This is a genomic window from Methanosarcina acetivorans C2A (assembly GCF_000007345.1).
GTDB lineage: Archaea > Halobacteriota > Methanosarcinia > Methanosarcinales > Methanosarcinaceae > Methanosarcina > Methanosarcina acetivorans.
Genome location: NC_003552.1, coordinates 774046 through 786687 on the forward strand (window position 1 = coordinate 774046; position 12642 = coordinate 786687).

Here is a 12642-nt window from a genome sequence, read left to right on the forward strand (position 1 = left end):
TTCTTCGTTCCCTGCTTCTATCGATAAAAGCTTGTCATGCTCTTTAGTTAGCTTTTTCATTATTACATCCGTCCCCTGTTTGGTCCAATACATCCTATGTTTTTTCTTTCTGATCTACTGGTAGATTCATGATTAATGGTTAATGAATGATCAATTATTGATTACTTTTTTAAATTTAATATAATTTATATATTTCTCTAGTTATTCTTATTTTTCGAGATTTTTCTCATCCTTGAAGGCTAAATAAAGTTTTTTCTTCCGGTTGACTATGCAGGTACGCTTCATGATTTTAATGTATAATCATGTATATTCTTTTCAGATAACTATATATATAAAAAAAGTGTAAGTTTTTACTTATATTTTGGATATTTTATATATTTAACTAATATACGCAATATGATATATATTAAGTATATATTTTAATTACATTATAAAAGTCTGTACAATTCCCTAAAACTTATTTCGAAAGAAATAAGTATTACCTCACGCAAACATTTTTCGTTGAAGTGGAATTTAGCTTTGTTTTTCGGAGTAAAATGGCTATCTAAAGCAAGGAAAGGAAAAAGCCGGTGATCAAAAAAACCTTCAGGAAAACCAATGATGCTAAAAAGAGCTAGGCTAGTCGTTCATGCCAGTTCCTTCTCGCTTCAGTTTTCCGTTAATTGATTTCCTTTCGGTCTCTGGGTTATGCCACTGGAGGTCTGGAAGGAACGGCAGTGTACACCCACTGGCCGTGTACGATCCAGCCGTAAATGTCTTTCAATCTCATTCATTACTCAATATAAGCTTCAAGTTGTTGAAATTTGAACTTTGTTTCTTTCCAAGCATAACATAACAACGTGAACAAAAAAAGAGAATGTGGTCATTATGAATAGGTTAAATCTGTTGGTGTCGGGAGTCGCTGTGCTGCTTCTACTGGCTGCTGGTGCCTATTCTTCTCTTGGGTATTCAGGGAATGATGCAATCGCATCCCACTATATGACCAAAGGAGAATGGTCCGATTCGGTCTGCGGAGGCTGTCACTTCGGTGTCTACGAAAACGTCAATAATTCTTATCATGTACAGGTAAATATGAGTAGATGGTCTCCCCTCACAAATTTTGATCTTGAAACATCCGGAGAAGAGGAATGGGTCAAAAAATTCGGGATGTATCATCCCGGCGGAGGTCCGCTTGCAAAATATGGTATAGACATTGACTGCATGATGTGCCATGAGAAGTACGGGCTCTATGACTTTGATGCACGTGCCGAAGCTATTGCAAATGGGGATTTTGCAAATGCGAATAGTTTAGCGGTGGCGAATTTCAGTGCTACCGCACAGAGTGATCCTCTGCACCTTTTTGTCTACACTGCTAACGTCCTTACTCCCTACCCTCTGCTGATCGTTTTCCATGATGCTGTAAACGGGGCTCCAATATCCTGTGCCCAGAGATGTCACAGAATCGATGTGGAAACGAGTGCCGTTATGTGGGCTGATGAAGAGGACTTTGAGGAGTCTGACGCCCATGCAGCAAACGGTGTTGAATGTACGGAATGTCACCATACTGAAGCGTTCATCATAACCTCCGATCACCAGATCGGACGTGGAAACACCTCTGGTACCCCGGATCTTCCGGATAGCCACTATGATGATACCATGCGCAGCTGTGACGATGCCGAGTGCCATGCAGGAATCTCTCACGGTCCGTTTGCTGACTCTCACATGGAATTCCTTGCCTGTGAAGCCTGCCACACCCCTGAGCTTCCTGGAGGAGATCTGCCGGGCGGCAATGTGCTTGAGTCTTTCAGCTGGCAGAATGGAGAACGCGAAGACGTTTACCGGGATTCGGACTTCCAGCCTGCACTTGCCTGGTATAATGGGAACTTCGGAGATGTCCTTCCAAGTGTGGATACAAGGAATGACACAGATGTGAAGGTCACTCCGTTCAACAACATTACCGGAACCTGGTGGGATGCAGGCACCGATCCTGAAGTTCTCGCAAACCCGAACACCAGCATCTCCACCGGCGACCCGATCCCGGTACAGTATGTAAAGGCAGCAGATGCCAACGGGGACGGCGAAGTCACAGTGGAAGAAATGCAGGCTTATGATGCTGACGGAGACGGAGAGGCCGACTACCCGAATGCGGTGTTGAGAACCGTGGAGCTCTACTACCAGGTTGCTCACAGTATTGTGAGTAGTGATATTGGACTTGCTGATCCGTACACCTGCAAGGACTGTCACGGGAATGAAGCCGTGATTGACTGGGCAGCCCTCGGTTATGAGCAGGATCCCGGAGGAGAGTCTTCGGCCGTGAAGAGTATTGCTGTAACTTACGATAAGCCAAGACCTGTAGAAGTTGAAACGGAGCCTGCACTCTAAGGAGGTGGCAAACCTGAGTGACGTTATTAAAATTGACAAACTGCCTGAAAAGGCAATTATACCCATGAGGCAGCACGATGGAATTGCTTGTGCTCCTCTGGTTAAGAAAGGCGCAGAAGTTATCGTCGGCCAGAAGCTGGGGGAATGTGAGGGCAGTGACCTCGCTTATGTCCATTCCCCTTTCTGCGGGACTGTTAATTCAATTGAACTAATGCCAAACCCCAGCGGAAAGAGAATCCTCAGTGTTGTGCTCACCCCTTCGGAGTGTGCACAAACGGTTGATTTCGTGCCTGAAAAGGATGCACCCCCTTCAAGGTTAATTGAGATTATCAAGGAAGCGGGAATTGTAGAGTATTATGAAAAGCCCACATACCTTGCTCTTAAGCCTGGTAAGAGGATCGATACTTTGCTTATGAATGCAACTTTTCCTCTTATTACCCATGCTTATCTGAGTTCTCTTGACAAAGTCCTTGAAGGGTTCAAGCTTATGCTTGAGGCAAGCGGGATTTCACGAGGGGTAATTGTTTTAAGGGCAGATGATAAGGAATCCATTAAAGCCTTCAAGAATGCAAAGGTTGATGGTAAACCGCTTACTGTTGCTCCTATCGTTGGAATGAGGCATGCTGACTACTACCTTGAGGATGTAGAGGATCAGATCATAGTTGTTGCCGCAGGAAAGATCACATACACTCCTACGATGATGAACCTGCTTTCAGCCAATGTAATGGGTAGAAAACTTCCTCTAGGATACGAGCCTCCAGACGTGCATGTAGTAGTATGCGGGGTAAAATCTGCCAAAGCAGTATACGATGCAATCAACGAGGGAAAACCCTATCTCGAAAGTGCAGTAACAGTTACAGGGGCGGTTAATAACCCGAAGACTGTAATTGTCAAGTTCGGGACTCCGATTAAGGACGTAATCGAGGCCTGCGGAGGGTATAAAGGCGAACCCGGCAAGGTTATTGTTAATGGATCCATGGGTGGAGTAGCCGTGTATACGGACGAGGCGCCTGTGGTTAAGAATACCGTCGGAATTGTCGTCCAGACAGAAGCTGAAGTCCTGAGGGACGAAGCAACTGTTTGCATCCACTGTGCACGTTGCGTGGATGTCTGTCCCATGAACCTGCTGCCTGGGAGAATTGCCGCTATGGCTGACATGGGCATGTTTGATAGGTGCAGAGAGTATTTTGCTTTAAATTGTATCGAATGCGGAGAATGTGCTGTAGTCTGTCCTGCTAAGAGACATCTTGTGCAGCTCATACGCTATTCAAAGCTTCAGATTATGAATCAAAAGAACGAAACAGTGGAGGCGACGGAATGACATCCTTTACGGTATCTCCCCCTCCTCATATAAAAAAGAAAATTTTCATCAAAAATCTCATATGGAGTAGGATTGTTGCCCTGTTACCCATCAGTGCAGCAGCTGTTTATTTCTTTGGATTTGCTGCTCTAGGGAACATAATTGCTTCAATTTTAGGGGCAGTGGGTATCGAGTTTGTAATCCAAAAGGCGTTCAATAAGAAGCTTACAATAATGGATGGAAATGCCATCTATCTCGGGCTCTTGCTTGCTCTCATTTGTCCGCCTACACTTCCTGCCTGGATGATTTTTATAGGAGGGGCGTTTGCTGTAGGAGTTGGGAAGCATGCATTTGGAGGAATCGGGTCTTATACTTTTCATCCCTCACTTGCAGCCTGGGTTTTCTTAAGCCTTGCCTGGGCTCAGGACATGCTTCCGGGAACTATCCCGATTTTAAGCAGCTTTTCGGACCTGATCCTGGAGAATGGAGCCGGATTCCTTACAGATGTTTCTCCGATCCTTGTGCTTCTTGCAGGAGTTATACTCATACTTGTGAAATATATTGAGTGGAGGATCCCGCTATCATATCTCTTGACAACGGTTATCCTGGCTTTAGTGCTTGGAGACCCCCTAGCTTATGTGGTTTCGGGGACTTTCCTTCTTGGAGTGTTCTTCATTGCCACGGAAACCGTTACAAGTCCGGTAACCCAGAATGGAAGAATTGTGTACGGAATCCTTTGTGGGTTTCTTACCGTGATTTATGGGTATTTCTCAGGAAACTATGTATGGGGTACCCTTTATGCCCTGCTTCTGTCAAACGCGGTAGCTCCATTCATTGAACTTAAGACTCTTCCAAAACCCATGGGAGGTGTAGCGAATGAGTGATAGTAAGGAAATAACGAAAGTTATTGTAACAATGGTGGTAATTTCTGCTGTTGCTGCAGCTTTGCTTGCGCTCACCTATACTCCTACCCAGGCCCAGCTGAAACTTTTACAGGCAGAGCAGCAGAAAGAAGCCATGAAGGAAATCCTTCCGCAGGCTGCCGATTTCGAACCAGTTACCGGGTCTGAGGTAGATGATGATGGAAATCCTGTTGTGCTGTACTACAAGGGAGTTGATTCTTCAGGAAATGTTGTAGGCTATGTGGTCGAACGGAACCAGGTAGGAGCCCAGGGCATGATCCAATTGCTTGCGGGAATTTCCTCGGATTTCAGTACGATCACAGGGTTTCAGGTTATGAAACATTCCGAAACTCCTGGTTTAGGAGCCCTTATTACCACCCCTGAATTCCAGGGACAGTTTGTGGATCTTCCGGTGGCCGATACGAGTTTAACCAAAAACGGTGGTCAAGTTGATGCCATTTCCGGAGCTACGATCTCTTCACAGGCAGTGGTAGATGCGCTGCATAGTGCAGTTGATTATGTATCCGCACAGGAGGGCTGATATGAATCCTATAAGTGAATTTATACGCGGAATTACTAAAGACAACCCTACCTTTGGGCTTGTGCTCGGGCTCTGTCCGACTCTAGCAGTCACAACATCCGTGGAAAACGGGATCGGTATGGCCATGGGTACACTGTTCGTGTTGGTAGGTTCGAACATGATGGTTTCTGCGATCCGAAAAGGAATTCCGGGAACAGTCAGGCTTCCCGTTGAAATTATTGTCATTGCAACTTTCGTTACGATCGTTGACATGGTGATGGAAGCATTTACACCTGACCTGTACACATCTCTCGGCGTGTTCATTCCTTTGATCGTGGTCAATTGTATTGTTATTGGAAGGGCTGAGGCCTACGCCCTGAAGAATGGGGTCTTTTATTCGATTATCGATGCTCTTGGTGAGGGTACGGGTTTTCTGCTCGTGTTAATCCTCATCGGAGGAATCAGAGAACTGCTGGGGACCGGCATAATTGATCCGTTCGGAATGACTCTCATCAACCTGAGTGGTGTAATAAACCCTGCAATGTTCATGACCATGTCTCCGGGTGCCTTCCTCACAATTGCAGTGTTGATGACCATTGTGAACTATCGCAGGCAGCAGAAAGCTGCAAAGGGTGGTTAAAATGGCAGAATCTCTATTTACAATCTTTCTTGAAGGAGTGTTCATCAAGAACTTTCTTCTCATTCAGTTCCTGGGTCTATGTTCTTTTGTGGGCGTGACCAAGGACTTGAAAAGTGCTTCAGGGATGTCGGGCGCTGTAGTCTTCGTCATGGCGATGGCAGCAACCGTATCCTTTGCTCTGTATAATTTCATTTTAGTACCCCTCAAGCTGGAGTTCCTGCGGACTATCGCTTTCATCGTGGTTATCGCAGCACTTGTGCAGCTTGTAGAGTTTATCGTCAGGAAACATGTGCCTGCCCTCTACCGTTCCCTCGGGATCTACCTGCCTCTGATTACCACCAACTGTGCGGTGCTCGGGGCTGTGCTCCTCAATGTCATGAACGATTACGATCTCGCTCAGAGCGTTGTCTTCGGAGTTGCCGCAGGGCTTGGCTATACGGTTGCTATGCTGATGATGGCTGCAATAAGGGAAAGGAGCGACCTGGTAGAAGTGCCGAAGTCCGTAGGAAGGGGTGTAACATACGCCTTCTTCATTGCGACTATTATGTCAATGTCTTTCGTGAACTTCTTCGGGGTGATTCCGCTTGAGTAGTGTGCTCATAAACTCTATAGCCGTACTTGCGGGTCTGGGGTTTGCAGTTGGGGTAATGCTGGTCATTGCTTCCAAGGTCTTTAAGATCGATTCAAATCCCCTTATTGATGATGTTGCTTCCCTTTTGCCAGGGGCAAACTGTGGAGGTTGCGGATTTGCAGGTTGTGCAGCATGCGCTGAAGCAATCGTTGAACAGGGTGCTCCTGTAAACAGTTGCCCTGTAGGCGGTTTTGAGGTTGCAAAGCAGATCGGTGCTCTTCTTGGCCAGGAAGTTACGGAAAGCGAAAAGGAATTTCCATTTGTCCGCTGTCAGGGCGGTAATCAGCACTGTACCACTCTTTACGACTATCATGGAGTGGAAAACTGTAAAGTTGCCCTGATGCTCTGCGATTCAAGGAAAGGCTGTACATACGGCTGCCTCGGTCTGGGGACATGTGTCCAGGCCTGTCAGTTCGGGGCTCTCTCAATGGGAGAAGACGGCTTCCCTGTTGTGAACAAAGCCCTCTGTACAAGCTGTGGTAACTGTATTGCAGCCTGCCCGAACGGAGTGCTCACCTTTGCCAGGGACTCGGAGAAAGTACATGTGCTCTGCCGTTCCCATGACAAGGGTAAGGACGTTAAGGCTGTCTGCGAGGTCGGATGTATCGGCTGTAAGAAGTGTGAAAAAGAATGTCCCGCAGGGGCTATAAGGGTCACCGAATTCCTGGCTGAAATTGACCAGGAAAAGTGTACAGCATGCGGAGCCTGTGTAGCAATCTGCCCGCAGAAGGCAATCGAGCTCCGGTAATTCCGGGCTCGTTTTTTTGACCTTGAACCGAAATTGAGAGGTAGAAAATATGTCTTACAATACTTCCCTTGGCTTGTCTGAAAATATCGTGGCAGCTCTTTGTTACCCTGTAGGCTGGCTCTCAGGTCTGTTCTTCCTGCTCCTTGAGCGCAAGAACAAGTTCGTCCGCTTCCACGCCATGCAGTCTGTCCTGCTTTTCATGCCGATCGCCCTCTTCATCTTCCTGGTGGCATGGATCCCAACAATCGGCTGGTTCATTGCAGATGGTGCAGGCATGACAGCTATGCTGCTTATCCTGATTCCTATGTACATGGCCTTCAGGGGCTCAAAGTTCAAAATCCCTATCATAGGAAATATTGCCTACAATTTTGCCTATGGTGAATAAGCAAACAGATTTAACCTAAAAAACAACCTGAAAAACCGGATTGTCCTCAAAAAGGGCAATTCAACCTTTTATTTTTGGACTCTTTTTATGTTTTTTAATTTCTTCTCATTCTGGTTTGTTTTCTTTTTTGAGAGTTCTCTGCTTTTGGACCCCTCTCTTTTTTGATTCTTTACTGGTCTCAGTCCCTAGTAGGGCCGATCATTCAGTTTTTTATCCTGCAAGGAGAATTCCCACACATACCGTTTTATCGGGTTTGCAAAACTCAAGCTTGATACCTGCCTTTTCCAGAACTTTCTGCAGATTTACTCCCACGGCTTCCGGGGGAAAACGTCTGATCTCGGGTTTTACGCACTTTTCAAGATTACATTTCTTGCATTCACTACAGGGGCCGGGTCGGAGCAGGTGGGCATAGATAAAACCTTTCCTGAAAGCTTCCTGTTCCAGCTCAAACATCTTACGAAAGGACTCTTTCTGGAATTTTCCCCAGGCTTCGAGGACATCCTGCACATCTGCAGTATCGTGTTCTTCCACAAGGAGAAGCACATCGCTGTATTCCGAAAGGATCTTCCTGAACTCTTCTATGGAATGAATGTGGGGAGGGCAGCTAAGCCTCTCTCCATAGTTCCGGCAGCCATGGGCACACTTCAGGGCTGTCCGGTTCTCCACCACAAGATCCCCTGATTCGAGCGGGAAAGCTGTAAGCCCCATACTTGAAGCCTTTTCAATTAAAATCTGTACATTTTCGGGCAGTAAAATCCCTCTTACTCCAAATCCTTTTACACTTAATCTTCTTACTCTTTTATACTCTCATAGATTCCTCTTATCCCTTATTTAAGATAGTAATGTGAAAAAAAGAAAACATTTGCAATCTTCTGCTTATTTATTCCTCTGAAACCGACTCGTAAAGTTTTCTCCTTTCCTGGGACATGGATTTGAGATATTCTTTTGCTTCTTCAGGCGAGACCGCCCTGCGGGTTCCATCGGGTTCCTGTATGACCACGCCGCTTTCTGTGAGCATCCTGTATCTTGCTTTTCGGATCCCTTTGTCAGGATGGCAGACGAAATGGCAGTTGGAGCAGGTATATTCCATTCTGGACCCTGGAATCAGGCATATAAAAAATCCGCCTTTTATCTTCGGCCTTCCAAGGTAAGCTTCTATTGTACCGGGCAATGCAGCAATGAAATCTTTGTCTTTTTCCGGGATCTCAAAGCGCGCCGGAGACCAGGTTGACCATTTCCCGGAAGCATTCAGACCTGTGAGCCCTCCGCAGACAAGGAAGCAACGGCTATTGCTTCTTCGTTTGCCATAGCTAAACTCTTTTCCTCCGAGGGTTACGGTGACCTTCTCAACAGGATCTACGTATCCGGAGGAGCAGACTGAAAGACAGAGTTTGCATTCGTCACAGTAGTTTTCTTCTTCCGGAAGGGGATCTGTCGGGACTAATTCCGCGTCCGTAACGACCGAAGCCAGGACAATTGCCGATCCGTATTCTTTTGTGATAATGTTTCCCGAGTATCCGAAGTGCCCTATCCCTGAGCGGACGGCCAGATACCTATGGGAAATAGGGGGATGCATGTCCAGCTTCCAGTTTTCGGTATCCATTCGGTAAACGAAATTTGCGGATTGAGGGACAGCTTTGTATCCGTACTGCTGCAGGAACCCTGCCATTTCAAGGGCGATCCCGTTAGCAAGAGTGGTGATCCGTACCTTATTTGTTTCAAGGGATTCATGGTCTTCTTTTCTAAAGTACGGGTCAATAAGATTCTGGTCAAAAGCCAGGGCAAAACAGACAGCCGATTTTGCCTCTGGAAGTACATATGTCAGGTCGGCAGATGGAGGCCCACCCGCAAGCGTTTCAGTTGTTGCAATTCCCACTTTGAAAGCTCCAAGAGTTAGAGCCATCTCTTTAAGTTCTTCGGTCAATTCGCTCATTTTCCAGTCCTCCACACAAAAAAGATTAATTTCCAGATTAGTTTATGTAAGGTCACTTTTATCTACTTGATCGGCACTGGAATGACTTTGAGCCTTCAGGTATAGTCCAGTGACCTTTTGTCTTAAGCAGCCTGTATGAAAATGGTTTTCCGAATTTAGAAGCCCCAGGATAAAAAATGTAATAATAAATATGAAAATAAAAGAAAAGTTAGTCCGCTTGAGCTCAGATCACTTCTTCTCATAAATAGTCTGCTTGAGCGAAGCGAAACAGACCGCGTACTGCAGAGTCGCAACTCTGCCGAAACAGACCGCGTACTGCAGAGTCGCAACTCTGCCGAAACAGACCGCGCACTACCGAGCCGCAACTCTGCCGAAACAGACCGCGTACTGTTGCGATTATATCGCAATTCCCATGAAATCTCCGATTTTATGTGATCCCGAGGCACAATTCGGGTGGCTCAACTGGGGTTTTATGCAATCACAACTCCATATTTGGCAAAAACCTGCGCAAACGCCTGTCTTAACTCTTCTGCTACCTTTATCGTTTCTTCGGTATCATTGAGGTTTGAAGCGCTCTCGAGCTCGGTTATCTTCAGCTCTACGGCATGCAGGCTGGCTTCGTAGTTTTCGTCCGCGCTGGCGGGCGGTTCGGCGTTGCTTACGCTTTCCCATTCTTCCTCAAGTTCGGGGATATGGGCCGCAACTGCGGTAGTATTATTTTCATTTGCATCTTCAATTGCAATTTCCATTGTGGTGTGGAATTCAGTCATGCGGTCTCCCATCAGGTCGATCCCGTTTCTTGCATGTAGTTCAAAGAAAAGGTCCCTCACGGGTTCAAGGGCGGTATGTGCGGCATCGATGTCATTCTCCAGCAATTTTTCCTGTGAATCTACTGCAATTGCAAGGGCTTTATCAATGGTTTCAGGCCATTGTTCATCGGATGCGTAGATCGCAGGAGGTTTTTCAGTATATCCTTCACTTACTGCGGTAAGGTCTTCCACAAGGCCGGAAAGGGCTTCTGAAGAAGCGCTATAATCTTTCTTGCTGGTTGAAACCAGAGCTTTAACATAATTTGAGTTTGCTTTCTGCATCAGGGCATCGAATTCAGCGGTCATTAACTCGCTTTCATTTCCGGAAAAACTCACTTCGTTTACCTCTTCTCCTGCTTCCGCTTCTTCGATTCCATCTCCAGTCCCCTCTTCCGTTGCAGGGTTGTCTTCCCCTCCTGAATCCGACACGCATCCGGCTCCGAAGGTTATAAGGGTAAGGGCAAGCAAAACCGTTATCAGTACTTTTATTTTCATCTCTCCTCTCCTTATCAATTTAACAGATTTTCTTCAACTTTCGTTTTCTCTTAAGTTCGAAACTTTTTGTTTCAAATCCTTATATTCCTTCATACTTACCTTCTTATCTATTTTCGTCCACCTTATTTCACAATCGAAGCTTTCCTGTTTCGAAATGCAGTCGGTATGCCTTAAATATCGCAAACATTCGAAAGTTTAAATATTATCTTCTCTAATTAAGGTGCAAGCATTAATGGAGGACTCTAAGATTAAAGAAGAGATCTGGATTGAAAAATACAGGCCTGTCAGGCTGAACCAGGTGGCAGGACAGGACGAAACAATCGAACGCCTGAAGTCTTACGTGGCAACTAAAAATCTTCCTCACCTCCTCTTTTCCGGGCCTCCGGGTGTCGGAAAAACAGCCTCTGCAGTTTCGATTGCAAGGGAGATTTTCGGGGAAGATCTATGGAGGGAAAACTTTACCGAACTTAATGCTTCCGATGAAAGGGGCATTGATATCGTCAGAAACAAAATTAAAAACTTTGCAAAAACCGCTCCTATAGGCGGAGCTCCGTTCAAGATCATTTTTCTTGATGAAGCCGATGCTCTAACAGCGGATGCACAGTCCGCACTCCGCAGGACCATGGAACGGTTCAGCAGCAACTGTCGTTTTATCCTCTCATGCAATTACTCCTCCAAGATCATTGAGCCCATTCAGTCCAGGTGTGCTGTTTACAGGTTCAGGCGGCTTTCAGACGAAGCCATCAAAGAACGTCTTGAATACATTGCAGGAGACCAGGGTCTGTCCATTACCGAAGGCGGGTATGAAGCTCTTATTTACGTAGCTCAGGGAGACATGCGAAAAGCTGTCAATTCTCTTCAAGCGGCTGCCTTCATTGATACGGACAAATCTATTTCCAGGGAAACCATCTACAGGACCACTGCAACTGCGAACCCTGAGGAGATTAAGAACCTTATTGAGACTGCCCTGCGCGGAAACTTCAGGATTGCCCGAAAAGAGCTTAACAGGCTGCTCTATGAAGAAGGGCTTTCAGGAGAAGACATTGTGGGCCAGATCTACAGGGTGGTTTCCGAAATGGATAACCTTATGGTTCTGGATCTCGGGCTAACGGAGAGAGATATTGTCGCCCTTGTGGATGTTATCGGGGAAACCGATTTCAGACTGACCGAAGGAGCCAGCGAGAAAATCCAGCTGGAAGCCCTGCTCGCACATTTTGCTCTTTCAAGAGAAAACTGAGGTTTCCGGTATTCCTGAAAAAACGGTTTTGTTACAGGCTCCACATACAGATCTCTGAAATGAAAGTGGAAAAGGCAGACCTAAGCAAGCCTTTTTCTGTTAAAAGATTTATAGTTATTACTCCTGATCATTATGTCTGTTGAAAATTTACTGGTAGATATGCTGGGGTCCGTGCCCCACTGGCTCGCAGTAATGGTCATAGGGGCTCTTCCGATCTCCGAACTGAGGGGGGCAATCCCCGTTGCCATAGGCATTTACGAGATGAGACCTTTTGAGGCTTATTTCTTTTCGGTACTTGGAAACCTTATTCCTGTGGTCCCCCTTCTGCTTTACCTCGAGCCGGTCTCCGGGTACCTGAGGCGATACCATATCTTCGATGTTTTTTTCACCTGGCTCTTTGCAAGAACCCGGCGAAAGCACACTGAAAACTTTGAAAAATACGGGCTCCTTGCCCTGACCCTCTTCGTTGCCGTGCCGCTGCCAGTTACAGGGGCCTGGACAGGCTGTGCAGCCGCTTTTGTGTTCGGGATCAAATTCCGGCATTCGTTCCCGGCAATCACTGCAGGGGTAATGATAGCAGGAGTCGTTGTAACTGTAATCACAATGACGGGCATGAACCTTGCCGACCTTATTTTCGGAGTTTGACCTGGGGTCAAGCTCTTCGAAATCTTCATATACCTT

At 46.3% G+C, this 12642-nt stretch carries 13 protein-coding genes; 10 read left to right on the forward strand and 3 right to left on the reverse strand.

The window, feature by feature from the left end; genetic code table 11:
- The first annotated feature begins 867 nt into the window (after positions 1-867).
- Genes mmcA through MA_RS03495 form a run of 8 tightly spaced genes read left to right on the forward strand, consistent with a single transcriptional unit; the run spans position 868 to position 7487 of the window.
- Positions 868-2361 (forward strand): methanogenesis multiheme c-type cytochrome, encoded by a 1494-nt coding sequence (gene mmcA, locus MA_RS03460; RefSeq protein WP_048064939.1) that lies wholly within the window; start codon positions 868-870, stop codon positions 2359-2361.
- 4 nt (positions 2362-2365) lie between these two features.
- Entirely contained in the window at positions 2366-3682 is a 1317-nt protein-coding gene (gene rnfC, locus MA_RS03465; RefSeq protein WP_157860093.1) for an Rnf electron transport complex subunit RnfC, read from the forward strand.
- Positions 3679-4545: an Rnf electron transport complex subunit RnfD gene (rnfD, locus tag MA_RS03470; protein ID WP_011020707.1), complete on the forward strand. Its 867-nt coding sequence runs from the start codon at positions 3679-3681 to the stop codon at positions 4543-4545. The genes rnfC and rnfD overlap by 4 nt, the downstream gene beginning before the upstream one ends.
- Entirely contained in the window at positions 4538-5104 is a 567-nt protein-coding gene (rnfG, locus tag MA_RS03475) for an Rnf electron transport complex subunit RnfG (RefSeq protein WP_011020708.1), read from the forward strand. Before rnfD ends, rnfG begins: the two co-directional genes overlap by 8 nt.
- Position 5105: 1 nt before the next feature.
- Entirely contained in the window at positions 5106-5723 is a 618-nt protein-coding gene (gene rnfE / locus MA_RS03480; protein WP_048064940.1) for an Rnf electron transport complex subunit RnfE, read from the forward strand.
- 1 nt (position 5724) lies between these two features.
- A complete protein-coding gene (rnfA, locus tag MA_RS03485; RefSeq protein ID WP_048064941.1) occupies positions 5725-6315 on the forward strand; it encodes an Rnf electron transport complex subunit RnfA in 591 nt (196 codons plus the stop codon).
- Between the two features lies 1 nt (position 6316).
- On the forward strand, positions 6317-7102 hold the full coding sequence (locus MA_RS03490; RefSeq protein ID WP_342636699.1) for a Fe-S cluster domain-containing protein: 786 nt from the start codon (positions 6317-6319) through the stop codon (positions 7100-7102).
- 49 nt (positions 7103-7151) lie between these two features.
- Positions 7152-7487, forward strand: a complete 336-nt coding sequence (locus MA_RS03495) for a DUF4870 domain-containing protein (RefSeq protein WP_011020712.1) — start codon at positions 7152-7154, stop codon at positions 7485-7487.
- A gap of 210 nt (positions 7488-7697) precedes the next feature.
- On the opposite strand, the gene MA_RS03500 is transcribed toward MA_RS03495, so the two are convergent.
- From MA_RS03500 to MA_RS03510, 3 genes are all read right to left on the reverse strand, one after another.
- The gene (locus MA_RS03500; protein WP_011020713.1) at positions 7698-8195 is read right to left on the reverse strand and encodes a DUF2284 domain-containing protein; all 498 of its coding nucleotides are present in this window, start codon (positions 8193-8195) and stop codon (positions 7698-7700) included.
- Between the two features lie 172 nt (positions 8196-8367).
- Complete coding sequence (locus MA_RS03505) at positions 8368-9420, reverse strand: epoxyqueuosine reductase (protein WP_048064942.1); 1053 nt, start codon at positions 9418-9420, stop codon at positions 8368-8370.
- A 470-nt stretch (positions 9421-9890) separates the two neighbouring features.
- A complete protein-coding gene (locus tag MA_RS03510) occupies positions 9891-10724 on the reverse strand; it encodes a hypothetical protein (protein ID WP_048064943.1) in 834 nt (277 codons plus the stop codon).
- Positions 10725-10956: 232 nt separating this feature from the next.
- Here MA_RS03510 and MA_RS03515 point away from each other — a divergent pair, with 232 nt between their 5' ends.
- Together MA_RS03515 and MA_RS03520 are read left to right on the forward strand one after the other, a co-directional pair.
- Complete coding sequence (locus tag MA_RS03515; protein WP_048064944.1) at positions 10957-11961, forward strand: replication factor C small subunit; 1005 nt, start codon at positions 10957-10959, stop codon at positions 11959-11961.
- A gap of 132 nt (positions 11962-12093) precedes the next feature.
- Entirely contained in the window at positions 12094-12606 is a 513-nt protein-coding gene (locus MA_RS03520) for a COG2426 family protein (RefSeq protein ID WP_048064945.1), read from the forward strand.
- Positions 12607-12642: the final 36 nt, after the last annotated feature.